Source organism: Dactylosporangium sp. CS-033363 (genome assembly GCF_050942475.1).
Taxonomy (GTDB): Bacteria; Actinomycetota; Actinomycetes; order Mycobacteriales; family Micromonosporaceae; genus Dactylosporangium.
Window position 1 is genome coordinate 4554975 of the sequence record NZ_CP192032.1, and the last position, 22866, is coordinate 4577840.

The window sequence follows — 22866 nt, forward strand, 5'->3', positions numbered from 1 at the left end:
CCAACTTCTACCATCCGGGTCAGGTATCCAGCGCGATGAACTCCAGCTGGTTGTTGTCGAGGTCGCGGAAGACCAGCGTGGAGTACACGAACGGCTCCTTGACGCTCTGGATCCCGGAGTGCGCGATGCCCAGGCTGTCCAGCCAGTCGGCCCACTCCTGCAGGCCCTGGCGGCCCTCGACGCGCAGGGACAGGTGGTCGAGGCCGGTGTGCGCCTCGTCCATCTCCTCGCCCAGGTTGTTGGTGTTGTGGTGCAGGCCGATCGCGAGGCCGGAGCGCGGCTCGACGACGAGCTCGGCGAAGCCGGTCCACTCCCGCCCGTAGTGGGGGAGCTTGCCGTTCACCAGGTCGCCGCGGAACACCTTCTTGTACCAGGCGATGCTCTGGTCGAGGTCGCGGACGGTGAGCCCGATGTGGTGCACGCCCTCGAACGACGGGGCCATGGTCTGGGTCATGGCGCGGCTCTACCCCCGCAGAAGCCGGTTACGCGAGGCGCAGCCTGGGATCCGACAGCTCCGCGACGCATCCGTTCCGGCGGTTGTCGCATGCGCGATCTTGGGGCTTCGCGGGGGCGGTACCGCCCCGACCATGGCTGGCATGCGTCGCTTGTTCACCGCCTCGGGCGGGTTGGTCATAGTCCTGTCGATTGTCGCGCTGCTCGGGTGGTGGGACCCGTGGAACCTGGTGCATCTGCGCTCGGCCGGGAGGTGGGCGCTGTGGCTCCTGCCGCTCGCGGTGGGCTTGCTGCTGCTGCGGCGCGCGATGTGGAGACTGCTGCTCGCCGTGGTGGTGCTGTGCGGTGCCGGTCTGGCGTGGCTGTTCGACGAGCCGGGGAAGCGCACCGTGGTGGGGAGTTCGACCGACGGGCAGTACCAGATCGTCGTGGTGAGAAGCGGTGACGGGCTGGGGGAGCGGCAGGAGGTGAAGGTGGTGCGCCCCGCCGGGTGGAACACGCGCGAGTCGCGGCGGCCGCTGCTGTGCGCGCGGGCGGAGTTCAACGATGCGCCGCCGATGCAGTACTCCTCCGTGGCGTTCACCGGCCCGCACGAGGTCGAGCTGACGCTGACCGACGGGGCGAGACACCGCATCGGGTTCGACCCCGGCACGGCCGAGCCGAGGCTGACCCTCGACGTGTGGTGTCACCTGAAGGGGGCAGGCGTGCGCACCCTCGCGTAAGGCGGGCCGCGCCGGGAAGAGGGCCGTGTGTCGTTCGAGGCCGGCCGGGTGCGGCTGCGGCAGCTGGAGATCATCGCCGTCATCGCCGGGCAGTGCGGGCTGGCCGCGGCGATCTCGTGGGAGGTGGCGCACCGGCTGTTCGACGTGGCGGCGCCGGTGTTCGCCCCCACGGCGGCGGTCGGGACCATCGTGGCCGCGCTCGGGCAGCGGGCGCGGCGCACGGTGGAGCTGCTCGTCGGGGTGGCGGGCGGCGTCCTGCTCAGCGACGCGCTGCTGTGGCTGATCGGGTTCGGGCCGTGGCAGACCGGGCTGGTCGTCGCGCTCGCGGTCGGGCTGTCGCTGTTCGCGGTCGGCAGCAGCAGCGCGCTGGTCGCGCAGGCCGGCAGCACGGCGGTGCTCATCGCGACGCTGTGGCCGGCGCAGCCGTCGGTGCAGTGGGTCCGGATCGAGGAGGCGGCGGTCGGCGGCGTCGTCGGGCTGCTCGTCGTCGCGCTGCTGCTGCCGGTGAACCCGATGCGCGTGCTGGACCGGGCGGCGGCGCCGCTCGTCGAGACGGTCGCCGGCGAGCTGGACAACGTGGCCCGGGCGCTCGCCGAGCGCGACGCCGACCTCGCGGCGCGGGCCCTCGACCGGCTGCGGGCGACCGAGCCGGACCTGGCCCGGGTGCACGAGGCGATGCACGGGGCGGAGGAGGTGGTGACGATCGCGCCGGCGCGGTGGGCGCGGCGGGGGGACGTGGAGCGGTACCGCCAGGCGGTCGACCACGTCGACGTCATCGTGCTGGAGTGCCGGGAGCTGGCCCGCTGGGCGACCGACGGGCTGCGCCGGGGCGAGCCGCTCCCGGAGCCGCTGCTGGGCGCCGTGGCCGGGCTGGCGGTGACGATCCGCGGGGCGCGGCGGGCCGGGCGGCGCGGCGAGCAGCTCGGCGCGGCCCGGGAGGCGGCGCTGGAGGTGGCGCGGCTGGCCGGGCAGGCGACGCACTGGGGGCTCGGGCAGTACGGCGAGGGCATGGTCACCCAGCTGCTGACCCTGTCCAGCGACCTCATCCAGGCCACGGGCGAGCGGTGGGAGAAGGCCGACCGGATGGTCCGCCACGCGGCGCGATGAGCCGGCCCAGCCGTGGTCCAGGGCTGGGCCGGGCGGGGGTCAGTCCCGCTCTTCGTCGCGGACGGGCTGCTCGCTGAGCAGGGTGAACTCGAACTCGACCTGGTTGGTGTCGGGCGCGTCCTCCGGGGTGACCAGGTACGACTCGACCCGGAAGCCCAGGTTCAGCGTCTCGGCCGCGCGGACGTGCTCGACGAGCTCGTCGACGGCGGAGAAGTACGCGGTGTAGATGATCGACGGTCCGGCGCCCGGCTCCTCGGCCTGCTCGACCGGCTCCACCGTCTCGGGGGTCTCAGCTGCGTAGTCAATGCTCACGAGCGGCGAGCCTACGACAGCCACCCAAGATCCGCGAGCGGAGCCGGGGGTGCGGGGTGGCGTACCGGTCCGGGGATGGGGTACTGCTGTGGGATGGCTCTGCGGTGGATCGCGCCGACGTTCGGCGGACCGGAAGTGCTCGAGCTCGTCGAGGCCGAGGTGCGGCCACCCGCGGCGGGCGAGGTGACGATCGACGTGCGGGCGGCGGGCGTGAACCCGGCCGACTACAAGCACATCGCGATGCACCGGGGCCAGGAGCCGCCGCTGCCGATCGGCTACGAGGTCGCGGGCGTGCTCTCCGCGCTCGGCCCGGACACCGAGATCGCCTCCGGCGGCGGGGCGGTCGGCGACGCCGTCGTGTCGTTCCGGATCGTCGGCGGCTGGGCCACGCAGATCACCGTGCCGGCCAGGGACGTGTTCGCCAAGCCCGCCGCCGTCGACTTCCCGGTCGCCGCCAACCTGCTGCTGGCCGGGACGACGGCCGCGGAGTGCCTGCACGTGACCCGGGTGTCGCCCGGCGAGACGGTGCTCGTGCACGGGGCGTCCGGAGCGGTCGGCATCAGCGTCCTGCAGCAGGCTCGCCTCAAAGGCGCCACCGTCATCGGTACCTCCAGTGCCCGCAACTTCGAGCTCCTCCGCCGCGCCGGGGCGCAGGCCGTCGAGTACGGTCCCGGCCTGCTGGACCGGGTGCGGGCGGCGGCGCCGGAGGGCATCGCGGCGGTGATCGACACTGTCGGTACCGGCGAGGCCATCGATGCTGTCGAGCAGCTGCTGCCGAACCCGGCGCGGGCCGTCACCATCGTCGCCTCGGACCGCTCGCGGGCCGTCGGCATCAAGGCGGTGGCCGGGAACCTGCCCGAGAGCGCCGCCTACCGCGACAGCGTCCGGGCCCGCCTGCTGGGCTGGGCCGGCGAGGGCAAGCTGTTCGTGCCGATGGCCCGGACCTTCCCGCTGGCCGCGGCCCTGGACGCGATCGAGCTGGTCCGCGGCGGCCACCCCGGCGGCAAGGTGGCGCTCATTCCCTAGCGTTCCTGTGGCCGGTACAGTGCGCGCGTGTCTCTGCTGCGTCTCTTCTGGTCGCTCGCGGCGGTCGCGGCGATCACCGCCTACGCCATCGGCGCGGACCACGCCGCGACCGGCGCCCCGCCGTCGGCCGCCAAGCTCGCCGCCCTGGCCGGCTGCCCCGATCCCGCGCCCCTGCACGCAACCGGCGCGTACGAGGCGCTGGGGTGCAAGGAGAGCGGCTACGACGTCGTCGTGGTCACGTTCGAGGACAACGCCCAGCGCGACCGCTGGTTCGACGAGCAGCGGACCACGATCTTCATGGCCCAGATGCAGGGCCTGCCGGCCGCCGTCGTGGCCGGCGACCGCTGGGGCATCCTGACCGACGACGTGGACCGCGCGACCGAGCTGAAGGCCGTGGCCAACGGGTGGTGGGTGTGAGCACCGCGGCCGCTCCCGCGCCGTTCCGCCGCGCGGCGGGTGGAGTGGCGGCCCGCGTGGAGTACGCCGCCTGGGTCCTCGCCGCCGTGGGCGCCGTCTACGTCCTGGTCACCGCGCTCGACCTGGCCGCCGTCGTGCGGGTCCGGGCCGCGCTGCCCACCCCGGACCTGGACGCGCTGAAGTCGGGCCAGGGCCTCGGCGTCGCCGAGGTCGTCCTCTTCATCGCCCTGCTGCTGACCGCCGTGGCCTGGCGCCTGCTGGCCGCCCGCACCGTCGACGAACTCCGGCTCGGTGAGGCGGCCGGCGACGTGCTGCGGTCGGGTTTCCTGCTCGTCTTCCAGATCGGCGTGGCCGCCACCGTCATCGCGGGCGGCGTCCTGCCCAGCGCCGACCTCATGGCCACCGGCGACTTCGACGTCCGGCTCCGGTGGATGATCCCGATCCTGGCGGCGCGGCTGCTGCTGGCCGTGGTCCTGGGCGTGGCCGTGTGGCGCGTGCGGGGCCGCATCTACGCGGCGCTGCTGCGCTCGGGCGTGGCCGCGGTACCGCGCGGTGGCGAGCAGCGGATGACGCTGCTGGAGCTGTCGAAGCGCGCGTCGGCCATCACGGTCCCGCCGCCGATGGCGGGCGACGACTGGTGGTCTTCGGTCTCCGAACGGCTGTCGTCGTCCTCGTCGTCGCGTGCCCTGCTCGAGGCGGTCGGCGACGAGCGGCACTGGCATGTGCTGGAACCGGGCGCGGACCTGGCGGCGGTGCGCGCCGCCCTGCGCCCGGGCGCGACGGTGACCCTGTTGGACGCGGTGGACGCGGACCCGTCCGACGATCCGGACGCGTTGAGCGCCGTCGTGCCGGGCTGATGTCTGCGCCGCCCCACGCCCGGCCCGCCCGCATCGTCTCGGCGCGCGACCCCGACTTCAGCGTGCGGGTGGCTGAGTTCGACGATCTCGTCGGTCTGCAGCGTGAGGCGGAGGAACTGGGGCTGAGCGCGCGCTGGAGCTCGCGGGCGGCGCTGGAGCGGCAGGTCGCCCCGGGCACGACGGTGATCCTGGCGCCGGCGCTGCGGCACACCCTGGAGTCGTACCGCTGCTTCATCTGGTTCGTCCCACGCGCCGCCGACCACGCGAGTGCGGTCTCGCTGTTCGACGTGACCGTGACGTCTTTTGATGCCCTGCGCGAGGTGACGGACCCGGCCAGGCTGCGGATGGTCGTCCATATGCTGCTGGATCGGATGCCGCTCTCGCCCATCGAGTAGCCAGTCGCCGCGCCGCATGTGTGCGGTCGGCCGTTGGCGCGATCGGGACGCCGGCAGCCAACGGCAGGGCATTGGTTACCGCGTTTCGTCCACAGTGGTCATCACTTCGGCCGCAGTCGGGCGCGGAACAGCAGGACCTGATCGTCCGCTCACGTGGCCAGGCGACCTCAACAGGTTGTTGACAAACAAGTTGTTGAAAGTCAGGCTGGCCGCATGGACGAGCAGGCCGCGCGCGAGCGGCTTCACGGGCGGGAGTTGCCGCGCCTGCCGTGGCTGGCCGAGTCCCAGCCGCACGACGCGTACACGCTCATCCGCCACGCCCTCTGGCGGGCGAATACCGATCCCGACGCGCTCGACCTCCCGGGTGACCTGCTCGCCGCGATCGCGCTGCTCGCTGCCGCCCGGGCTGAGCTCGATCAGGTCGAGGCCGGGCTGCTGTTCGTGGCCCGGGCCGAGGGGCTCACCTGGTCGCAGATCGCCCCCGCGCTCGGGCTCCGGACCGCGCAGGCCGCCCAGCAGCGCCACGAGCGGGTCCTGGGCCGGCTGGCGTGACCACAGAGCCGATCGTCGCCGGTGTGCCATGCAGCCCGGGACGAGCCCGCGGGCCGGCCCGCACGCTGCGCTCCCCGGACGAGTTCCACCGGTTTCAGCGCGGCGACGTGCTGGTCTGCCGCACCACCGACCCGGCCTGGACGCCGCTGTTCCGGCTCGCGGCCGCCGTCGTGACCGAGACCGGCGGGGTCCTCAGCCACGCCGCCATCGTCGCCCGTGAGTTCGGCATTCCGGCCGTCGCCGGGGCGCGCGATGCCACGGTGAAGCTGGCCGACGGCGTTGTTGTGACCGTCGACGGTACCGCCGGGGAGGTCCTGCCGTGATGCTGGTGCTGCACGCCGTACGACTGAAGGGCTTTGCCGACACGGAAGCCATCGCCGCGCGGTTCAACCTCGACCCCGGGCAGACCGCCGAGGACCTGCTCGACGCCGAGGCGTTCGGCTGGGTGGCCCGCGCCGAGTTCGCCAGGCTCGGCGGGTGGTCGCTCACCGAGCGCGGCCGCAGGCAGAACGAGGACCTGCTCCGCGCGGATCTCGGTGACGCCCGCGCGGCGGTCAGCGCCGTCCACGACCGGTTCGTGCCGCTCAACGCCGAGGCCAGCGCCGCGTTCACGGAATGGCAACTGGGCCGGGCCACCAGCACGGAGCCCCTCGAACGGCTCGCGGAAGCACTGCGCCAGATCGAAGCGGACCTGGCGCGGCAGCGAGCGCGCTTCACGGGGTACCACAGCCGCTTCACCAAAGCACAGCAAAATGGCGGGGCGTGGATCACCGGGGTCGAGGTCGACTCGTGCCATCGGGTGTGGTTCGAGTTACACGAGGACCTCATCGCCACGCTGGGGATTTCGCGCCAATAGGATCGCCGGGTGCGTATCGGAGTCCTGCTGCTGCCCGCCGACCCTTGGCAACAGACCCTCGAACGGGTGCGGCACCTGGAGGAGCTCGGCTACGCGCACCTGTGGACCTACGACCATCTCTCCTGGCGCCGGTACCGCGACCTGCCCTGGCACGCCACCATCCCCTGGCTCACCGGGGTCGCCGCGGCCACCTCGCGCATCCGGATCGGCACCATGGTCACGTCGCCGAACTTCCGGCATCCGGTCACGCTCGCCAAGGACGCGATGACCCTCGACCACATCTCGGACGGGCGGCTCACGCTCGGGATCGGGGCCGGTGGCACCGGGTTCGACGCGACCGCGCTGGGTGGCGACCCGCCCACGCCCCGCGAGCGCACGGCCCGGTTCACGGAGTTCGTCGAGCTGCTCGACGCGGTGCTGCGCGAGCCCGCGCACAGTCACCGCGGCCGGTACTACACCGCCGACGAGGCGCGCACGATCCCCGGCTGCGTCCAGCACCCCCGGGTGCCGCTGGCCATCGCCGCCGCCGGCCCGAAGGCGCTCGACCTGACCGCGCGGGTGGGTGACGCCTGGATCACGTACGGCGAGCCGAACGCCGCCGACCAGTCCGCCGCCGCCACCGAGGCCGCCGTCCGGGCCCAGGCCGCGCTGCTGGACGAGCGGTGCGCCGCGCACGGCCGCGACCCGGGCGAGCTGCGGCGGTACTTCCTGGTCGGCAACACCGACGAGCGGCCGCTCGCGAGCGCGGGCGCGTTCGAGGACTTCGTCGGGCGGTACGAGCGCATGGGTTTCACCGACATCGTCTTCCACGACCCGCGCCCGGGCGATCCGGTGTTCACCGACGACCCGAAGGTGGTCGACGCGATCGCGGAGCGTTTCTTCTAGAACACGCCGGGTTCGTGGCCTGACGTGGTCGGCGAGTTCGCGCCCAGGACCGGCTACGATTCGCGGCGTGCACGTGCTCGACCAGGCCACCTGGGCCGCGCTCACCGGCCCGCACGCCCGCCTCGCGGAGGGCACGGGCCTGGCCCGCCGCTACCCCGCCGACGTCTCGACGTTCGCCGCCCTCCCGCCGGACCCGGACGTGCGCGCCTGGGCCGACCTGGCGGCGCTGGCCGGCCCGGGCGGCACGGTCCTGCTGGCCGGCGACCGGCTCCCGGTCCCGCCCGGCTGGACGGCGATCGCCCAGGTCGACGGCGTGCAGCTGGTCGCGGCCGACGCGCTCAAGACCGAGCCGGACGTGGAGCTGGTCCCGCTCGGCGACGCCGACGTGCCGGAGATGCTGGACCTGGTCGCACGCACGCGCCCGGGCCCGTTCCTGCCCAAGACCCACCGCATGGGTGCCTATTCCGGTGTACGGCACGACGGCGCCCTCGTCGCCATGGCCGGCGAGCGGCTGCACCCGCCGGGGTACACGGAGATCAGCGCCGTGTGCACCGATCCCGCCTTCCGCGGCCGGGGCCTCGCGACGCGCCTGGTACGCGCGATCGCGCACGGCATCCGCGAGCGCGGCGAGACGCCGTTCCTGCATGCCTCGGCGGACAATGTTGGTGCGATCAGGCTGTACGAGACGATGGGTTTCGAACTGCGCCGGAAGGTCTGCTTCAACGTGCTGCGCGCGGCCGCCTGACCCACGCCTGCGGGGCGCGCCAGTGGCGGACCATGGCCACGACGCGGAACGCGAACACGAAGACCGCCGCGGCCGGTGCGGCCACCGTCATCGGCAGGTGCATCTTGTAGGCGGCGGCGACGAGGGCCGCGCCCACCATGGCCGGGATCGAGTACAGGTCGGTCTCGGGCCGGACCAGCGCGGGCGTCTGGCGGGCGATGATGTCGCGCAGCAGGCCGCCGCCGACCGCCGTCGTCACGCCGAGCACCGCCGCCTGGACCGCGCCGAGGCCGTGGTCGAGGGCCTTGAGCGTGCCGGTGACGCAGAACAGCCCGAGGCCGGCCGCGTCGAACAGCAGCACGCCGAAGTTGAGCCGCTCCACCACGGGGTGCAGGAAGAACGCGACACCGGCGGCGGCGAGGGGCACCAGGAGGTACCACACCTGCCGGAACGCGCCGGGTGGCGTCTCGCCGATGACGAGGTCGCGGACCACGCCGCCGCCGAGGGCCGTCACCTCGGCCAGCACCACGATGCCGACGGCGTCGAAGCCCTTCTGGATGGCCGTCAGCGCACCGGACACGGCGAAGACGAAGATGCCGGTGAGCTCCAGGGCGGCGAGGGCGGCGTGACTCGACATGCCCTCAGTCTCCATGATCGCTCCCGTTGTCCACGCGGCCGACGGGCGGCGCTCACCGGGGTGTACTCGCTGTGCTCACCGGCCTCTGGCTCCTCCACCGGCACGTTCGAAAGGCCCACGAGCACCCTCACCACGATCACGAGTCCTCCGGCAAGCGGCCCGCGGTCACGATGCTTCGCAGGGTCCACACATGGCAACATGTGTGGCCCGAACAGTCGTTGATGCCGACGGCCTCGAAATGGGTTTACACGGCTCTCGCCGCAGCCTCGCGTTGCGGCGGAGCGACAGGCGAGCGATGAGCCGGCCCATGCGCAGGTCACGCTCGTGCTGCTGACGTCTGGTCCGCGGGGTTGTCAGCTCCAGACCGAAAAGGTATGGCATCACGTTCGTCGCTCCTAGTCATCTGATGACCCCACTCAGGGTGCCGCCATCTGAACGTCGAAGCGGATCCCGCGTTTCTCGACATCACCGGAGGATGAGCACTCGCCGCACGGCCGGCGGCGACCTGGGGGTTACGCGATTTCGGCGTGGTCGTCGCTGGAGTGCTCCAGTGTCACCTGGACGCCTTCGGCGGTCAGGTGTTCGGCGAGGACCGTCATCTCTGCGGGCGTTCCGGTGAGTCCCGGGCCGGTGAGGGCTGCGTACGCGTCGGCGACCTCGGCGATCGTTGCGCCCTGCCTGCGGAACACTGTGAGCGTTCTGCGCCGTCGGTCGCGGTTTTCGCCTGGATCTGCGCGTAGCCGGGTCAGGCCGACCCGGGCCAGGAGGGTCCGCCGGGTGATGGCGGCGACGCGGTCGAACAGGGCCGGCGAGGCACGGTCCTGGCTGACGTAGTTGCAGTGAGTGCACCGTGATGTGGTCGTCCAGACGACTCGACCGGCTTCGATCGCCTCCGCAACATGGAATGCGGCCGCGGCGCCACACATCGGGCACGGGCCGCCTGGGTCGCCGCAGATCACCATCACCATGTTCACGGCACGGACGGTACGGCCTGCCGTCGATGAGGGCACGTCCGATTCTCGGTGGCCGCGCACTCCACGGCGATGACCTCAGCTCGTGGGCGCGCCGGATCGGGGTTCCGCTCATGCCGCGGCAAGCATCGCCGACCTCGGCGAAGAACACGGCCACCCAGGCAAGACGCCGATCCCGGAGGCACACGCCGGCCTTCGGCTCATGCCACGGGCAGGGCCGGCTCGCTGGTCTTCGCGGGTGCCGGTGCCTGGCCCGGCCGGAAGAAGGTCCGAGCCGAGGGGCTCCACAGGTAGACCAGCGCGGCGATCTCGAACAGGAAGGACAGGGCCTGCACGGCGATGATCCAGCCGCCGTAGCCGGGTAGCTCGCGGGTCACCATCGGCAGGGTGGCGTGTGCGGCGATCTGCAGTGTCAGTACCGCGGTCAGCACGGTCCGGCCGCTGCGGCGACCGCGGGTCAGGCGCAGCGCCCGTAGGGGCAGCAGGACGGCGAAGATCACGTGGGGCACCAGCGACTGCAGGAGGGCGGCCTTGGTCAGGGCGTCGATGTCGCCGCCGGGGTGCAGGGCGAGTTGGCCGGCGTGCATCGCGTCCCGGTGGGTCAGCAGCAGCACGATGGCGGCGACGTGGACCGTGGCGACCCCGAACACGGCGTACTGGCTACGGCGGATCGCGGTCGGAAGTGCGTTCGTCGTCATGTCTCAGGACGTTATGGGTTCTGCGGGCGGTGGGCCTTGCTCAAACCTCATCGATACGCCATGACGGATGTCATCCCGCCACGGTTCCACGGCGACGTCGGTGGAGCGTCAGGCGGGCGTGAGGAGGGTGACCCGGTAGCCGACGCGGACCGCTACCAGGGTCGTCACCGTGAAGGTGAGCTGCAGCCAGCGCATCTGGCCGCCGCGGGGGTCGGGGACGTAGGTGGCGGCGGCGTCGCCCACGCCGTAGCCGGCCTGTTTCTGGACGTTGCCGTCGATCACGATGCCGCACAGGTAGGCCTCGGCCTGGGCGACGACCGGGTTCTCGTGCGGTTCGATCGGGCGGGCGTCCGGGACGAACAGGGCGCACGGCTCGCGGGGGAGCATGCCGGTGATGATCCGCAGACCCGTTGACTGGGTGGCCAGGACCGCCTCGCCGGTGTGCACGCTCATCCGGCGGGGCTCGCCGGTGTCCGCGTCGGCTACCCGCAGTGCGAGCAGGGGTTTTGCCTTGACCTCCGCTACCTGGTACGGCATGGGCGTGATGGTAGCCGTCACCCGCCAGCCCGGGGGGCGGCGGCGGTGCGGTGGCGGCCGGGAGTCGTGCCCACCACGGCGGTGAAGGACGCGATGAAGCCGCTCGGGTTCGACCAGCCGCACGCGTGCGCCACGTGCGTCGTGGTGTGGCCCGCGGCCAGGAGTACCAGCGCATGGGCGATCCGGACCTGGGTGCGCCACTCGTAGAAGGTCATGCCCAGCTCGTCGTGGAACAGCCGGCTCAGGGTCCGTCCGCTCGCGCCCACCCGCCGGCCCAGGTCGGCCAGGCCCGAGGCGTCGGCCGGGTCGGTGTCCAGGATCCCGGCCACCGCGCGCAGCCGGTCGTCCCGCGGCTCCGGCAGGTGCAGCGGCTGCTCCGGCGCCGCCACCAGCTCATCCATCAGGACATGGCGCAGCCGGGAACTGGCGGCCGCGGAGAACCGGCGCTCGCCGGTCAGGGCCAGCAGCACCTCCCGCGCCAGGCCCGAGGCCAGGAACACCGCCGGACGCTCAGGTGCCCGCCGGGCCAGGGACGGCGGCAGGAAGACGATCCGCATGTCGGTCTCGCCGTGCGCGCGGTGATGGTGCCGCGACCCAGCCGGTACCCACGCCATCCGGTTCGCGGGGACGATCCAGATTCCGCTGCCGGTGTGGACGGTGAGGACGCCGCGGGCCGCGTACACCAGGTGGCCGCGCGCATGTGCGTGCGCCGGACTGGTCGCGCCGGACGGCCACAGGTGGACGCCGCCGCCCGGCCAGATCCGGGATTGGCGGGCTATGGGCATGACTTGGCATCGTACCGGTGGGCCGCCGCACCTACCGGCGGCAAGAGTGAAGACCATGAACACGACGATGCGAGCGGTGGTCTGCACGAAAGCCGGCGGGCCCGAGGTCCTGGAACTCCGCGAACTGCCCGTGCCCGAGGTGCGCGCCGGCTGGACCCTGGTGCAGGTCATGGGGGCGGGGCTGAACCGGGCTGAACTCCGTACCAGACAAGGCTTCTCACCCAATGTGCGCTTCCCCCGCGTGCTGGGGATCGAGTGCGTCGGCGTGGTCGCCGCCTCCAGCGATCCGGCGCTGGCCGAGGGCGCGACCGTCGCCGCCGTGATGGGGGAGATGGGGCGGGCGTTCGACGGGAGCTATGCCGAATATGTGCTGCTGCCCAACGAGCTGATCATGCCGGTCGCGACCACGCTGCCGTGGGCGGAGCTGGCGGCGCTGCCGGAGTCGTACCTGACCGCGCAGGGCGCCCTGGACGCGCTCGGGATCCGGGCGGGGGAGCGGCTGCTGATCCGGGGTGGGACGTCGTCGGTCGGGCTGGCCGCCGCGTCCATCGCGCACGCGCACGGGATCGAGGTCGCCGCCACCACCAGGCGGGCGGAAAGGAGCCGCGATCACGTAATTACGGACGATGGCGGGACGCTGCGCCTGCCGTGGGCGGACGGGCCCACGCACGTGCTCGATCTCGTCGGCGCGCGGACGGTCGCCGACTCGCTGCGGATCGTGCGGCGGGGCGGGACGGTGTGCGTGGCCGGGTCGCTCAGCGGGTGGCTGATCCCGGACTTCGAGCCGATCGCGATGATCCCCTCCGGGACGCGGCTCACCGCGTTCCACAGCGACGACGCCAAGGGCCGCGCGGGCGCCGCCGTCCTGCAGCGGGTGATCGAGGGCGTCGAGGCGGGCCTGTACAAGCCGAACCTCGACTCGGTCGTCGCGCTGGACGGCCTCGCCGCCGCCCACCGCCACATGGAGGCGGATCGGGCCGCCGGGAAGGTCGTGATGCTGCCGGGGCTAGTCTCGGGCGCGTGAAGCTGCTGCTGACCTCGAGCGGGCTGCGCAACCCGACCCTGACCGGCGCGCTGCGCGAGATGGTCGGCCGGCCCACCGCGGCGGCGAACGTCGTCTACGTGCCGACCGCGTCGCTCGCCGAGTCCGGGGACCACGGGTGGCTGCTCGCCGACATGGCCCGGGTGCACGGTCTGGGCTGGCGGGAGTTCGACGTGCTCGAACTCAACGGCCTGCCGCCGCGGGTGGTGCTCGACCGGCTCGCCCGGGCCGACGTCATCTACGCCGGCGGGGGCAACCACTACCACCTCGCGCGCAGCATCACCGGCAACGGGCTGGCCGCCGGCGTGCTGGAGCTGCTGGAGCGCCGGGTCTGGGTCGGGATGAGCGCCGGGTCGATGGTGTTCAGCCGGCACCTGACCCACGGTACGGCCGACATCTTCGACGACGCGGACGACCTGCACATGCTCGGGGCGACCACCGTCGAGCCGCCGTTCGGGTTGTTCGACTGGTATCTGAAGCCCCACCTGGACTCGCCCGACTTCCCGCAGCGCGACGACGCCTGGGCCGACCGGATCGCCGCGCGGGCGGACTTTCCGATCTACTTCATCGACGACGACACCGCCCTGCGCGTTGACGGTGCCGCGGTCGACGTCCTGACCGAGGGACGGTGGCGGTTGCACAACAGTCCTGGTCCCGACAGTCCGTGGCAATCGGATCGGCGGGCGCCTATCCAGTGACCCATGACACATACCAATGTGCGACATCCGCGAATTCGGACGGCGATCGTGGCCGTTCTGGTCCTGGTCGCGGGCGGTCTGGCCGCCGCGGGCAAGGCGACGGCGGCGACGGTGAGCGAGGAGGCGGCGTCCTTCGCCCGCGAGCGGGGGATCTCCGTGGCCGAGGCCGAGCGGCGGCTGGGCTGGCAGGTCAACGCGCCCGACCTGCTCGAGCGCCTCCCGGCCGAGCTCGGCGAGCGGTTCGGCGGCGTGTGGATCGACGGCCAGGATGGCGACCGGATCAAGGTCGGTGTCCTGGCGGCCGATCCCGCGACGACCGCGGCCGTCGATCAAGCCGCAAGAACGCTGGCCCTCACCGGCGCGTACGACCTCAAGGTCGTGGCCCGGTCGGCGGCGGCCCTCGACCGCAGCATGGACCGGCTCGGGCCCGAGATCGCCAGGGTCAACGCCGGCGCGCGCAACGGCCTCGCCGGGGGAGTCAGGCCCGATCTCAACGCGGTCTGGCTCGGCGTACCGGCCGAGGCGTCCCCGGACCAGCTCGCGCTCGTCGAGCAGGCAAGGCGCGACCTCGGCGCCGGGCTCGTGGTCGGGGCCGCCCCGGCCGGCGTGCACGCGCTGGCCTGCACCGGGCCGGAGTGCGACCCGCCGCTGCGGGGCGGCATCAAGATCACCCACACCGGCGCGTGGTGCACCGGCGGGTTCCTGGCCAAGTCCAAGGTGGACAGTGAGCTGTACCAGGTGACCGCCGGGCATTGCGGCGAGAACCGGACCGGCAACTGGAGCACGAAGTTCGCCGACGGCTCGTCGCACGTGATCGGGAAGGTGCACCACTGGGAGTACAACGGCAACGGTGACGCGGCGATCGTGAGTATCGTCAACGAGTCCGGCTGGTCACCGGCGCCCCGGGTGCGGGTCAGCTCCGGCGTGTTCACCACGCAGAACGACCTCTACGGCATCGCCGCCGACAAGCTCAGCGTCATGGGCCAGCGGGTGTGCACGACCGGGTCGAGGCAGTTCATGAGCTGGTGCGGGTTCGTGCTGCTGACCAACGTCAGCATGGACTACGACGGGCCGACCGTGCACCACCTGGCCTGGACCAACCTGTGCGCGGTGCCGGGCGACAGCGGCGCGCCGATCTACAGCATGCACAACGCGTACGGCATCCTCGTGGCCGGGGCCGACGACGGCTGCATCACGCTGTACCAGGAGATCCGGCGCGCGGAGACGCTGCTCAACGTCAACGTCCTGCACACCTGATCGAACGGGTCAGACGCGGGTCCAGGCGGTCCGCCCGACGGCCCGGTCGAACGCCGCGACCGGTGACGTGGCGGGCTCGTCCTGGCCCGCGCGCAGCAGGTCCCGATCGGGCCGGGTGGCCCGCCGGTGCAGCGCCGAGCGCAGCAGTGAAACGCCCGATACCACCCCGACCAGCAGCGTGGCGAGCAGCAATCCGAGCAACATGCCACCAGGGTACCGCCGGAGAAACTTTGCCGGCAGCCCGCGCGTGTAGTCATGTGCAGGCACTTCCGACCCACGACGGCAGGGCAGATGACGGCGGAGATGTTCGACGCGTTCTACCGCGGCACCGTGTCCAGGCTGACCCGGTACGCCTACGGCCTCACCGGCGACCCCGGTGAGGCCCAGGACCTGGTGCAGGAGGCGTACGCCCGGGCCTGGCAGCACTGGCGGCGGGTGAGCGGGTACGACGACGTCGAGGCCTGGCTGCGCCTGGTCATCGGGCGGCTCGTCAACGACCGGTGGCGGCGGCTGCTCGTGCGGCGGGCCCACGCGGCGCGCACGCCACCGCTGCCGGCCGTCGATCCGCCCTCCGAGGCGACCGTCCTGCTCGTCGCGGCGCTGCGGCAGGTGCCGTTCGAGCAGCGGCGGGCGATCGTGCTGTACCACCTCATGGACCGGTCGCTGGCCGACATCGCGGCGGAGACCGGCTCGAATCTCAGTACCGTCAAGACGCGGCTGACCCGCGGCCGGGCCGCCCTGGCCGCGCTGCTCTCGGTGGACACGGCGGCCAACAGCGGGGGGACCCATGTCCACGGAGCTTGATCCCTTCTTCGCCGCGCTGCGCCACGACGCCGAGGCGCTGCCCGCCGCGGCCCCGGCCCACGTCCGCGAACTCGGCCGGCGGCGCGGGCGGCGCCGGGCGCTCGCCGTCGGGGCGGCCGCGTTCGCCGCCGTCGCGGTCATCGCGCTCGTCATCGGGGTCGCCCTGCCGCACGGGCGGCCGCACGGCGGCGAGCCCGCCACCCCCGGCCCGACCTCGACCGAGGCGCCGCCGCGGTTCGAGAAGCTGACGCCGGTCGGCTCCGCGATCGCGCTCGGCGCGGCGGTCTCGAACCGGCTGGCCACCGTGCAGGTCCTGGGCGACCGCGCGTTCGTGTGCCTGCAGAACGAGGCGGGCGAGACCAGCGTCGTCGCCGTGGACCTGGCGACGGGGCGCAAGGTATGGGGGCCGCTCGTGGTGGCGACCTTCCGCGACACCGCCGTCATCCACTGGCACCCGCGCTTCGTGGTCCTCATGGGCCGCCACGACGACGGGACCCGGCCCGACGGCTCGGTCCTCACGCTCGACCCGGACTCCGGCAAGACGCTGCTGAAGGTCGACGTGGACGCCTTCGAGCAGGACGACATCGTGCTCGGCGAGTCCACGCTGGTGATCGGCTCGCGGGGGGAGGGCACGACCCGGGGGTACGACCTGGCGACCGGCCAGGTGCGCTGGACCGTCCCCGACCCGTCGGGCCGGATCGTGCACAGCCTGCCGATGCAGCTCCCGGGCGGCCCGGGCGCGGCCCCGCTGCGCAGCGCGTTCGGCGGCTCGTTCCTCGCGACCGGCCAGTTCGTGCAGTTCACCGGGGACGGCACGGCGATCGTCCGGGACGTGGGCACCGGCGCGGAGGCGTCCCGCCGGGCCGGCGTGCTGAGCCCGTCCGGGGCCGGCGGCGAGCACGACGACGGCGTGGCGGTGGGCGGCGTGCTGTACGCGGTCGACCACGGCACCGGCGCCACCGTCCGGGCCACCGACCTGACGAAGCCGGGCGCGGCCACGACGACGGTGTACACCGCCGCTCAGGGCGCCCGGATCGGCCAGGTGCTGGCGTGCGGACCCGGGCGGATCTGCCTCGCGGAGCAGTCGGACAACGGCATGCGGCTGGTCGACCTCGACACCGGCCGCCGCCGGGCCGTCTGGACCCGCGACGGCGTGACCCGCGACTGGCACGCCCTCGACGGCCAGGTCCTCGTCAACGGCCTCGACGAGCCGGGCGGGATCTACGACGCCGCCGGGAAGCAGCTGCTCAAGGAGCCGGGCCGGCGCCAGGGCTGGATCGACCCGCGCTCCGCGCTGGTGTTCACGCAGGACGACGAGGTGCTGGGCGTGACGCCGCTGAACGGCGATCCCGTGCGGCTGGGCGCCATCGGCGCCGCCCTCGGCTGGGGCTGGAGCCGCACCCACCTCATCGCCGTCGTGGGCGACGAGATCAAGGTGTGGCGGTTCGCGGCGTGAACGGGCGCACGCCGTAGCGCTCGGACTGGTTGATCACGTCCCACAGGACGTGCGGGGCGTTCGTGCCCTGCACGGTCTCGACGGTCTTGCGGTACCCGAGCCGGTACGTGACGGTCACCCGGTACGCGTACCGGTCGCAGCACGGGTTCCGCGGCTGGTACGAGCGGCGCAGCTGCTGGAACGCCCGGCTGCCCGCCATCCGCAGCGCCGGGCGGCCGCCCACCGTGGTGCGGTCCACGACGAACGAGGTCCGCTCGCCGGCGAAGCCGCCCGAGCGCTCGAGCAGGATCATCCGGGCCTGACCGGCGGGCAGGAGCGAAGGGGCGGCCGCGGCCGGTGCGGCCGACAAAAATACAGCGGCCGGTGCGGCCGGCAGCAACACGGCCGCGGTGAGCGTCAGGATGGCCGTTTGTGCGCGTTTGTACAGCATGGTGCACCCCCGTGCGACCGGGCGCCGGGGTTCGGCGCCGCTCATTCGAGCACACCACGCCACGGGAGCAGCCGTACGCGAATGCGCGTTCGCGCACCGAAGACCCCGCGGATGCACTTTGTGGAACATCCAACGCGACGGATCTGCGCACGGTCCGGCGGGCGAACACCCCGGCGTGACAATTCTCAAGAAGAGCGCCGCCGCTGCCCTCGCCGCAGCGGTCGTCATCCTCGCCGCACCGCCGGTGCACGCCGCCGCCACGAGCAAGGTGTCGGTCGTGCACGGCATTCCCGGCCAGCCCGTGGACGTCTACGTCAACGGCAAGAAGACCCTCGACAACTTCCAGCCGTCGACCGTGGCCGGGCCGCTGGAGCTCGCGGCCGGGAAGTACGACATCGTGATCGTGAAGCCCGGCGACCCGGTCACCAGCCCGATCATCAAGGTCGACCAGGCGGCCGTGCCCGGCGACGCGAACATCAGCCTCGTCGCGCACCTGACCGCCGACGGCAAGCCGACCCTGACGCCGTTCGTCAACGACACGTCGAAGCTGGCCGCGGGCAAGGCGCGGCTGGTGGTGCGGCACACCGCGGCCGCTCCGGCGGTCGACGTGCGGGCCGGGGGCCAGCCGGTGTTCAAGAACCTCAGCAACCCCAACGAGGCAAAAGCCGACCTCGCCGCCGGTACCGTCAGTGCCGACGTCGTCCTCGCCGGCACCACGACCGTGGCGATCCCCGCCGCGAACCTCAACCTCGCCGAGGGCACCTCGACGATCGTGTACGCGGTCGGTTCCGCCGAGGGCAAGACGCTCGGCGTCGTCGCGCAGACCATCACCGGCCTGCACGGCACGCCCGGCGGCGTCAACTCGGGCAGCGGCGGTACGGCCGACCAGGGCCCGTCGCCGTGGGTGTTCTTCGCCGGTGTCGGCGGCCTGCTCGTCGTGCTCGCCGGGGTCGTCGCGCTGCGCCGCACCCGCGCGGCCGCCGAGCGCTGATGCCGAGAACCCGAATGCTCGCGTGGACCGCCGTGCTCACCGGCACGGCGGTCGCGCTGGCCGCGGGCATCACCGCCTGCGCGGAGCAGCCGCCGCCCCCGGTCGGCTCCTCCGCGGTCCCCGCCGGAACCTCCGCGGCGGCGCCCGCGCCGACGACCGCCGCACCGCCGGCCCCGGTCGCCCCGGCCGGGCTGCGCATCGACAAGCTGGGCGTGGTCGCGCGGGTCGACCCCGTCGGCGTCGACCAGGCCGGTGACTTCGCGGTCCCGCCCAGCGTCGACGTCGTCGGCTGGTACCGCTTCGGCCCCGGCCTCGAGGCCACGGAGGGCTCGATCGTCATCGCCGGCCACGTGGACAGCGCGAAACAGGGCGGCGGCGCGTTCTTCCGCCTGCGCGACCTCGGCCCCGGCGACCCGGTTGCGGTCACCGGCACCGACGGCACCGTCCACCGCTTTCAGGTCAAGGCCCGGGAGGTGTACCCCAAGACGCGCATCCCCCTGGAGCGCTACTTCGCCCGCGACGGGCCGGTCCGGCTCACCCTGATCACGTGCGGCGGCCCGTTCGACAAGGCCACCGGCCACTACCGCGACAACGTCGTCATCACGGCGGAGCCGGCAGCCCCGTGAGCCGATCGCCATCCCGGCCCGCGCCCGCTCGAGATGCTCGCGGGCGCGGCCGGGATCGCGCACGCGGTCAGCTCACCGGGAAGGCGACGTCGAACACCTCGTCGCCGTCGGCCGCGTCGCCGAAGTCGGTCCAGTACGTCTCGCGCGGCGCCCGCGCCACCGCCAGCCCGTTGTCGGTGACCCACCGCTCGACCGCCTCGTACACCTTGCCGAGCTCGCCGCTGGTCACCACGCCCTTGGTCACCCGCTGGTAGGCCTCGCGGTGCGCCGGGACGGTCCGGTCCCCGCCGGCGGCGACGGTCGCGCACACCTCGACCTCGGTCGGCGCCTCGTTCGGGTTGCCCTCGTAGATGGCCAGGAACACCGGCTCGTCCGCGCCGGTGCGCTCCAGGAACGGCCAGTCGGCGGTGCCGAGCAGCCCGCCGGCCGCCCGCGCGCGCTCCGCGACCCGGGCCATCGCGCCCGGCAGCCACGCCTCCAGCTCGGCCTGGGTCACCACCCGGCGCTCGGCCACGACCTGCTGCTCCGGCACGTCCCGCAACCGAATCGCGTCCATCGACACCCCCACCTTCCCCCACGGCGGCCGGATTGCCACCGGGTGCCAGCCTGAAGGTTGACCCTGGGTGAAAGTCAACATCCGCCCCTGAGCAGCCCGAGCGTCACCCGGGCGGTCTGCCCGGCCCAGGCCACGTCGACGGGCAGGCACACCGGCCCGGCGATCGCGAACCCGCCCGGAAACGCCGTCTCGGCCGCGCCCGGGCAGCTCTCGAAGGTCGTGGTCGCGTCCTCGCCGGCCAGGTACAGCAGCCGCGCCCGCGCCCGGTGCTCCGCCGGGATGCTGATCGTGACCCGCGCGCCCGCCTGGACGAACAGCGCGACCTTGAGCTGGGTCCAGCCGGTCGCCGGCACCGAATAGCCGGGCGCCGGCTCGCCGAGGCGGATGTCGAGCGCGAAGAAGCGGGCCGGGCCGGCCGCCACACCACCCGGCAGGTTCATGGTCGTCGACTCGTCGCACCCGCGGATCTTCTCCAACGGGATGGGGCTGGGGGACGAGGACGGCACGGGCACCGGCACAGGCACGGGTTCGGGGTGGGCGGCGGAACAACCGGCGAGGAGCGCCGGCATCACCGCGAGGACGACGCTGCGCACGGCCACACCATAGCAACGCCGCCGGTGAGCGGTTCCGATCAGCTTCGGCCGGGGCCCTTGTTGCGCTCCGGGCGCCGAACCCACGATGTCCGCACAACACCACGGGCAGGGGGCGGCGATGTCGGGCAAACGGGCGCTCCTGGTGCTCGTCCTGGCTGTCGCGACCGCCGTCGCCGCGCTCGTCTGGCCGCGCGGCCACGATCGGCCCGCGGCGGCGCCCCGGCTGCACCTCGCGGCCATGCCCGCGCCCACCGACCGCGACGACGACCTGCTGGAGTGGGCCGAGCTGGTGCTGGCCGGGCGGTGCATGGCGGCCGCGGGCTACGAGTTCTCGGTCGACTGGGTGGTCGAGCACGGCAAGCCCGACTTCGTCCTGATGCCGTACGGCACCACCGACACCGCGCTCGCCGAACGCTACGGCTACGGCATCGGCCCGGCGCTGAGCGGACAGCTGCGCGGCGGGCACACCGACCCCAACCGGGCCTACGTCGCCTCGCTGTCGCGCAAGGAGCAGCAGCGGTACAGCGTCGCGTTCTTCGGCGGCGGCGCCGACCCGATCAGCGTCACCGGCGAGGACGGGTCGACGACCACCACGAACCGCGACGGCTGCCTGTCCGGGGCCCGCCAGACGCTCTACGGCGACCTCGCCCGCTGGGTCGCGCTGGACGTGTGGGCGAGCAACCTCGACGAGCAGCTCGTGCCCGAGGTGCTCGCGGACCCGGCCTACCGCACGGCGCTTGCCGCCTGGCGCTCGTGCATGGCCGCCGCCGGGCACCCCGCCGCGACCCCGGACGACAGCCGCACCGCGATCTCCGAGCTGTACCGCACCGCCGGCCACGCCGCCGCCTGGCCGGTCGAGCAGGCCACGGCCGTGGCCGACGCCCGGTGTACCGCCGGCACCCAGCTGCTCGCCGTCGCGGAGCGGCTGCACGGCGAGCACGCGCGGCGGCTGTTCGCCGGGCGGGCGGCGGACGTTGAGGAGTACCAGGCCCGCCGGACCGAGGCGGTGCGGCGGGCCCGGGACCTGTTGACCGAGCTGACCCGATGAGCGGGTCCGAGGAGAGGGTGCGTATGCGACACACCAAGTTGGGTGCGGCCCTGGCCGGCCTGGCCACCGCGGCCGTCGTGGCGACGACCGCCCAACCGGCGAACGCCGCCGCGCTGTACTACACCGAGTCCAGCACGCGCTGCCTGACGGCCGGCTACGCCTGCGCCTGGTACGACCAGTACGGCAACGGCACCGCCACCGCGTTCTACGACGACGCCTGGGACTGGTCCGCCATCCCGTCGCCCTACCGCAACATCAACAACCAGTCGAGCTCGTGGGAGAGCCACGGCACCAGCACCTACGGCAACGTGCGGTTCTTCAACTACGCGGGCGGTACCGGAGCCAACAAGTGCCTGAAGAAGGGCTATGCGCAGACGACCAGCGACGGGATGGACAACCTCGTCTCGGCCAACGTCTGGGTGAGCACCTGCTCGGGCTACACGCAGTTCTCGTACCAGATCCGGATCTGGTAGATGGGGCGGCCACCCCGGTCGGCCGTGCTGCTGCTCGCGGCCGGCGCGCTGCTGGCCGGGTGTGGCGCCGCCGGTCCGGCCCGGGACTCCCACCCGGCCCCGGCCGGCGGCGCGCCGGGCGCACCGGCCGGGGTGACCGCCGACCTCGACACGCAGACCTGGGACCTGCTGGCCCAGGTCCGCGCGGCCAAGGGGCGGGCGGTCGTCGCCTGCATGGAGCGCCAGGGCTTCCACGTGCACCCCAACGGCGACTCGGACACCCCGAAGGACCCGCCGGGGGAGCAGTACCCGTTCCGCGCGCCGCTGACGTTGGAGCAGGCCCGCACCGGCGGCTACCCCGGCATCGGCGAGACGGCGGCCGAGCCCGAGCCGAGCCGGTCCGCCGCCGACGACCCGTTCGCGCGGCTGCCGATCGAGGCGCAGCATCGGTACCTCGACGCGCTCGGCAAGCCCGCCACCTACACGCTGCCGGACGGCACCGTCGTCGGCCTCACCCGCGGCGGCTGCGACGAGCAGGTCATGCGCAAGCTGTACCCCGACCTCGACGCGTACCTGCTGGTCGAGTCCGTCACCCAGAACGCACCCAACGTGGTCCGCGACGAGACGCTGCAGGACGAGCGGGTGGCGGGCGCGCTGCGCGGCTGGTCGGCCTGCATGCGCGAACACGGCTACCCGGACCTGGCCACGTTCGACGACGCCGACGTGGCCGCGACCCGCTACTACTGGCCCCGCGGCGGCCCGTCGCCGACCCGGGAGCAGGCCCGGGCCAAGGAGATCGACCAGGCCGTCGCCGACGCCGGCTGTGCGGAGCAGAGCCATGCCGATGGTGTACTGCACGCGGCCTGGACCGACACCCGGCAGCGCTACCAGCGCAGCCACGAGCGCGACTTCGTGACCCTGCGCGAGCTGCTGGAGTCGGCGCTGCGGGCCGCGCAGACCCTGGTCGGGAACGGCTAGA

32 protein-coding genes are annotated in these 22866 nt (G+C 73.2%); 21 read left to right on the top strand and 11 right to left on the bottom strand.

Going from position 1 to position 22866, the window contains the following annotated elements:
- Positions 1-19 precede the first annotated feature (19 nt).
- Positions 20-454, bottom strand: a complete 435-nt coding sequence (locus ACQPZ4_RS21000; protein WP_433063695.1) for a VOC family protein — start codon at positions 452-454, stop codon at positions 20-22.
- A gap of 142 nt (positions 455-596) precedes the next feature.
- Between ACQPZ4_RS21000 and ACQPZ4_RS21005 the strand changes: the two genes are divergently transcribed.
- Complete coding sequence (locus tag ACQPZ4_RS21005) at positions 597-1175, top strand: hypothetical protein (protein WP_433063697.1); 579 nt, start codon at positions 597-599, stop codon at positions 1173-1175.
- A 27-nt stretch (positions 1176-1202) separates the two neighbouring features.
- Positions 1203-2282: an FUSC family protein gene (locus ACQPZ4_RS21010; RefSeq protein WP_433063700.1), complete on the top strand. Its 1080-nt coding sequence runs from the start codon at positions 1203-1205 to the stop codon at positions 2280-2282.
- A 39-nt stretch (positions 2283-2321) separates the two neighbouring features.
- Here ACQPZ4_RS21010 and ACQPZ4_RS21015 read toward each other — a convergent pair whose 3' ends face one another.
- Entirely contained in the window at positions 2322-2594 is a 273-nt protein-coding gene (locus tag ACQPZ4_RS21015; RefSeq protein ID WP_433063703.1) for a hypothetical protein, read from the bottom strand.
- A gap of 93 nt (positions 2595-2687) precedes the next feature.
- Between ACQPZ4_RS21015 and ACQPZ4_RS21020 the strand changes: the two genes are divergently transcribed.
- The 9 genes from ACQPZ4_RS21020 (at position 2688) to ACQPZ4_RS21060 (ending at position 8327) form a co-directional block, all read left to right on the top strand.
- Entirely contained in the window at positions 2688-3620 is a 933-nt protein-coding gene (locus tag ACQPZ4_RS21020) for a quinone oxidoreductase family protein (RefSeq protein WP_433063706.1), read from the top strand.
- A 27-nt stretch (positions 3621-3647) separates the two neighbouring features.
- Complete coding sequence (locus ACQPZ4_RS21025; protein WP_433063709.1) at positions 3648-4037, top strand: hypothetical protein; 390 nt, start codon at positions 3648-3650, stop codon at positions 4035-4037.
- A complete protein-coding gene (locus ACQPZ4_RS21030; protein WP_433063712.1) occupies positions 4034-4894 on the top strand; it encodes a hypothetical protein in 861 nt (286 codons plus the stop codon). The genes ACQPZ4_RS21025 and ACQPZ4_RS21030 overlap by 4 nt, the downstream gene beginning before the upstream one ends.
- The gene (locus tag ACQPZ4_RS21035; RefSeq protein ID WP_433063713.1) at positions 4894-5289 is read left to right on the top strand and encodes a hypothetical protein; all 396 of its coding nucleotides are present in this window, start codon (positions 4894-4896) and stop codon (positions 5287-5289) included. The genes ACQPZ4_RS21030 and ACQPZ4_RS21035 overlap by 1 nt, the downstream gene beginning before the upstream one ends.
- A gap of 213 nt (positions 5290-5502) precedes the next feature.
- Positions 5503-5841 (top strand): DNA-binding protein, encoded by a 339-nt coding sequence (locus tag ACQPZ4_RS21040; RefSeq protein WP_433063716.1) that lies wholly within the window; start codon positions 5503-5505, stop codon positions 5839-5841.
- On the top strand, positions 5838-6164 hold the full coding sequence (locus ACQPZ4_RS21045; RefSeq protein ID WP_433063719.1) for a PEP-utilizing enzyme: 327 nt from the start codon (positions 5838-5840) through the stop codon (positions 6162-6164). Before ACQPZ4_RS21040 ends, ACQPZ4_RS21045 begins: the two co-directional genes overlap by 4 nt.
- A complete protein-coding gene (locus tag ACQPZ4_RS21050) occupies positions 6164-6697 on the top strand; it encodes a transcriptional regulator (RefSeq protein WP_433066594.1) in 534 nt (177 codons plus the stop codon). The genes ACQPZ4_RS21045 and ACQPZ4_RS21050 overlap by 1 nt, the downstream gene beginning before the upstream one ends.
- Before the next feature lie 9 nt (positions 6698-6706).
- Positions 6707-7582 (top strand): LLM class flavin-dependent oxidoreductase, encoded by an 876-nt coding sequence (locus ACQPZ4_RS21055; protein ID WP_433063722.1) that lies wholly within the window; start codon positions 6707-6709, stop codon positions 7580-7582.
- A gap of 67 nt (positions 7583-7649) precedes the next feature.
- Positions 7650-8327, top strand: a complete 678-nt coding sequence (locus tag ACQPZ4_RS21060) for a GNAT family N-acetyltransferase (protein WP_433063725.1) — start codon at positions 7650-7652, stop codon at positions 8325-8327.
- On the opposite strand, the gene ACQPZ4_RS21065 is transcribed toward ACQPZ4_RS21060, so the two are convergent.
- The 5 genes from ACQPZ4_RS21065 to ACQPZ4_RS21085 all read right to left on the bottom strand — a co-directional run bounded on the left by ACQPZ4_RS21065 (position 8302) and on the right by ACQPZ4_RS21085 (position 11934).
- Positions 8302-8958: a trimeric intracellular cation channel family protein gene (locus tag ACQPZ4_RS21065; protein WP_433063727.1), complete on the bottom strand. Its 657-nt coding sequence runs from the start codon at positions 8956-8958 to the stop codon at positions 8302-8304. The two genes, ACQPZ4_RS21060 and ACQPZ4_RS21065, sit on opposite strands and share 26 nt — an antisense overlap.
- 497 nt (positions 8959-9455) lie before the next feature.
- Positions 9456-9917, bottom strand: a complete 462-nt coding sequence (locus ACQPZ4_RS21070) for a hypothetical protein (RefSeq protein ID WP_433063729.1) — start codon at positions 9915-9917, stop codon at positions 9456-9458.
- 197 nt (positions 9918-10114) lie between these two features.
- Positions 10115-10612 (bottom strand): hypothetical protein, encoded by a 498-nt coding sequence (locus ACQPZ4_RS21075; RefSeq protein WP_433063732.1) that lies wholly within the window; start codon positions 10610-10612, stop codon positions 10115-10117.
- A 108-nt stretch (positions 10613-10720) separates the two neighbouring features.
- Positions 10721-11149, bottom strand: coding sequence for a hypothetical protein (locus ACQPZ4_RS21080; protein ID WP_433063735.1), 429 nt, complete (start codon positions 11147-11149; stop codon positions 10721-10723).
- 17 nt (positions 11150-11166) lie between these two features.
- Positions 11167-11934 (bottom strand): AraC family transcriptional regulator, encoded by a 768-nt coding sequence (locus ACQPZ4_RS21085; protein ID WP_433063738.1) that lies wholly within the window; start codon positions 11932-11934, stop codon positions 11167-11169.
- A gap of 55 nt (positions 11935-11989) precedes the next feature.
- Between ACQPZ4_RS21085 and ACQPZ4_RS21090 the strand changes: the two genes are divergently transcribed.
- The 3 genes from ACQPZ4_RS21090 to ACQPZ4_RS21100 are packed head-to-tail and all read left to right on the top strand — an operon-like array spanning position 11990 to position 14931.
- Positions 11990-12958 (top strand): zinc-binding dehydrogenase, encoded by a 969-nt coding sequence (locus ACQPZ4_RS21090; protein WP_433063740.1) that lies wholly within the window; start codon positions 11990-11992, stop codon positions 12956-12958.
- Positions 12955-13674, top strand: coding sequence for a Type 1 glutamine amidotransferase-like domain-containing protein (locus ACQPZ4_RS21095; RefSeq protein WP_433063743.1), 720 nt, complete (start codon positions 12955-12957; stop codon positions 13672-13674). The genes ACQPZ4_RS21090 and ACQPZ4_RS21095 overlap by 4 nt, the downstream gene beginning before the upstream one ends.
- 48 nt (positions 13675-13722) lie before the next feature.
- A complete protein-coding gene (locus ACQPZ4_RS21100; RefSeq protein ID WP_433063746.1) occupies positions 13723-14931 on the top strand; it encodes a S1 family peptidase in 1209 nt (402 codons plus the stop codon).
- A 9-nt stretch (positions 14932-14940) separates the two neighbouring features.
- On the opposite strand, the gene ACQPZ4_RS21105 is transcribed toward ACQPZ4_RS21100, so the two are convergent.
- On the bottom strand, positions 14941-15135 hold the full coding sequence (locus tag ACQPZ4_RS21105; protein ID WP_433063749.1) for a hypothetical protein: 195 nt from the start codon (positions 15133-15135) through the stop codon (positions 14941-14943).
- An 87-nt stretch (positions 15136-15222) separates the two neighbouring features.
- Between ACQPZ4_RS21105 and ACQPZ4_RS21110 the strand changes: the two genes are divergently transcribed.
- Positions 15223-15735, top strand: a complete 513-nt coding sequence (locus ACQPZ4_RS21110) for a SigE family RNA polymerase sigma factor (RefSeq protein WP_433063751.1) — start codon at positions 15223-15225, stop codon at positions 15733-15735.
- Positions 15719-17191 (top strand): hypothetical protein, encoded by a 1473-nt coding sequence (locus ACQPZ4_RS21115; RefSeq protein WP_433063752.1) that lies wholly within the window; start codon positions 15719-15721, stop codon positions 17189-17191. The genes ACQPZ4_RS21110 and ACQPZ4_RS21115 overlap by 17 nt, the downstream gene beginning before the upstream one ends.
- Here ACQPZ4_RS21115 and ACQPZ4_RS21120 read toward each other — a convergent pair.
- The gene (locus ACQPZ4_RS21120) at positions 17166-17621 is read right to left on the bottom strand and encodes a hypothetical protein (RefSeq protein ID WP_433063755.1); all 456 of its coding nucleotides are present in this window, start codon (positions 17619-17621) and stop codon (positions 17166-17168) included. The two genes, ACQPZ4_RS21115 and ACQPZ4_RS21120, sit on opposite strands and share 26 nt — an antisense overlap.
- A 175-nt stretch (positions 17622-17796) precedes the next feature.
- Here ACQPZ4_RS21120 and ACQPZ4_RS21125 point away from each other — a divergent pair, with 175 nt between their 5' ends.
- Together ACQPZ4_RS21125 and ACQPZ4_RS21130 are read left to right on the top strand one after the other, a co-directional pair.
- Complete coding sequence (locus ACQPZ4_RS21125; protein WP_433063758.1) at positions 17797-18612, top strand: DUF4397 domain-containing protein; 816 nt, start codon at positions 17797-17799, stop codon at positions 18610-18612.
- On the top strand, positions 18612-19238 hold the full coding sequence (locus tag ACQPZ4_RS21130) for a class F sortase (RefSeq protein WP_433063761.1): 627 nt from the start codon (positions 18612-18614) through the stop codon (positions 19236-19238). The genes ACQPZ4_RS21125 and ACQPZ4_RS21130 overlap by 1 nt, the downstream gene beginning before the upstream one ends.
- 67 nt (positions 19239-19305) lie before the next feature.
- Here the strand turns inward: ACQPZ4_RS21130 and ACQPZ4_RS21135 are convergent, their stop codons facing one another.
- Together ACQPZ4_RS21135 and ACQPZ4_RS21140 are read right to left on the bottom strand one after the other, a co-directional pair.
- Positions 19306-19794 carry a hypothetical protein gene (locus tag ACQPZ4_RS21135; protein WP_433063763.1) on the bottom strand — a complete coding sequence of 163 codons (489 nt, stop codon included), beginning with the start codon at positions 19792-19794 and terminating at the stop codon, positions 19306-19308.
- A gap of 74 nt (positions 19795-19868) precedes the next feature.
- On the bottom strand, positions 19869-20387 hold the full coding sequence (locus tag ACQPZ4_RS21140) for a hypothetical protein (RefSeq protein ID WP_433063766.1): 519 nt from the start codon (positions 20385-20387) through the stop codon (positions 19869-19871).
- A gap of 118 nt (positions 20388-20505) precedes the next feature.
- On the opposite strand from ACQPZ4_RS21140, the gene ACQPZ4_RS21145 reads away from it, so the two are divergent.
- Genes ACQPZ4_RS21145 through ACQPZ4_RS21155 form a run of 3 tightly spaced genes read left to right on the top strand, consistent with a single transcriptional unit; the run spans position 20506 to position 22865 of the window.
- The gene (locus ACQPZ4_RS21145) at positions 20506-21435 is read left to right on the top strand and encodes a hypothetical protein (RefSeq protein ID WP_433063769.1); all 930 of its coding nucleotides are present in this window, start codon (positions 20506-20508) and stop codon (positions 21433-21435) included.
- A 23-nt stretch (positions 21436-21458) separates the two neighbouring features.
- Positions 21459-21908: a hypothetical protein gene (locus tag ACQPZ4_RS21150; protein WP_433063771.1), complete on the top strand. Its 450-nt coding sequence runs from the start codon at positions 21459-21461 to the stop codon at positions 21906-21908.
- A complete protein-coding gene (locus ACQPZ4_RS21155) occupies positions 21909-22865 on the top strand; it encodes a hypothetical protein (RefSeq protein ID WP_433063774.1) in 957 nt (318 codons plus the stop codon).
- The last annotated feature ends 1 nt before the right edge of the window (position 22866 follow it).

Bases quoted from the DNA above. Each gene is read 5' to 3' on its own strand.
- ACQPZ4_RS21000 (WP_433063695.1), bottom strand. From the start codon at position 454: ATGACCCAGACCATGGCCCCGTCGTTCGAGGGCGTGCACCACATCGGG.
- ACQPZ4_RS21005 (WP_433063697.1), top strand. From the start codon at position 597: ATGCGTCGCTTGTTCACCGCCTCGGGCGGGTTGGTCATAGTCCTGTCG.
- ACQPZ4_RS21020 (WP_433063706.1), top strand. From the start codon at position 2,688: ATGGCTCTGCGGTGGATCGCGCCGACGTTCGGCGGACCGGAAGTGCTC.
- ACQPZ4_RS21035 (WP_433063713.1), top strand. From the start codon at position 4,894: ATGTCTGCGCCGCCCCACGCCCGGCCCGCCCGCATCGTCTCGGCGCGC.
- ACQPZ4_RS21040 (WP_433063716.1), top strand. From the start codon at position 5,503: ATGGACGAGCAGGCCGCGCGCGAGCGGCTTCACGGGCGGGAGTTGCCG.
- ACQPZ4_RS21050 (WP_433066594.1), top strand. From the start codon at position 6,164: ATGCTGGTGCTGCACGCCGTACGACTGAAGGGCTTTGCCGACACGGAA.
- ACQPZ4_RS21065 (WP_433063727.1), bottom strand. From the start codon at position 8,958: ATGGAGACTGAGGGCATGTCGAGTCACGCCGCCCTCGCCGCCCTGGAG.
- ACQPZ4_RS21075 (WP_433063732.1), bottom strand. From the start codon at position 10,612: ATGACGACGAACGCACTTCCGACCGCGATCCGCCGTAGCCAGTACGCC.
- ACQPZ4_RS21080 (WP_433063735.1), bottom strand. From the start codon at position 11,149: ATGCCGTACCAGGTAGCGGAGGTCAAGGCAAAACCCCTGCTCGCACTG.
- ACQPZ4_RS21085 (WP_433063738.1), bottom strand. From the start codon at position 11,934: ATGCCCATAGCCCGCCAATCCCGGATCTGGCCGGGCGGCGGCGTCCAC.
- ACQPZ4_RS21090 (WP_433063740.1), top strand. From the start codon at position 11,990: ATGAACACGACGATGCGAGCGGTGGTCTGCACGAAAGCCGGCGGGCCC.
- ACQPZ4_RS21105 (WP_433063749.1), bottom strand. From the start codon at position 15,135: ATGTTGCTCGGATTGCTGCTCGCCACGCTGCTGGTCGGGGTGGTATCG.
- ACQPZ4_RS21110 (WP_433063751.1), top strand. From the start codon at position 15,223: ATGACGGCGGAGATGTTCGACGCGTTCTACCGCGGCACCGTGTCCAGG.
- ACQPZ4_RS21115 (WP_433063752.1), top strand. From the start codon at position 15,719: ATGTCCACGGAGCTTGATCCCTTCTTCGCCGCGCTGCGCCACGACGCC.
- ACQPZ4_RS21120 (WP_433063755.1), bottom strand. From the start codon at position 17,621: ATGCTGTACAAACGCGCACAAACGGCCATCCTGACGCTCACCGCGGCC.
- ACQPZ4_RS21130 (WP_433063761.1), top strand. From the start codon at position 18,612: ATGCCGAGAACCCGAATGCTCGCGTGGACCGCCGTGCTCACCGGCACG.
- ACQPZ4_RS21135 (WP_433063763.1), bottom strand. From the start codon at position 19,794: ATGGACGCGATTCGGTTGCGGGACGTGCCGGAGCAGCAGGTCGTGGCC.
- ACQPZ4_RS21145 (WP_433063769.1), top strand. From the start codon at position 20,506: ATGTCGGGCAAACGGGCGCTCCTGGTGCTCGTCCTGGCTGTCGCGACC.
- ACQPZ4_RS21150 (WP_433063771.1), top strand. From the start codon at position 21,459: ATGCGACACACCAAGTTGGGTGCGGCCCTGGCCGGCCTGGCCACCGCG.
- ACQPZ4_RS21155 (WP_433063774.1), top strand. From the start codon at position 21,909: ATGGGGCGGCCACCCCGGTCGGCCGTGCTGCTGCTCGCGGCCGGCGCG.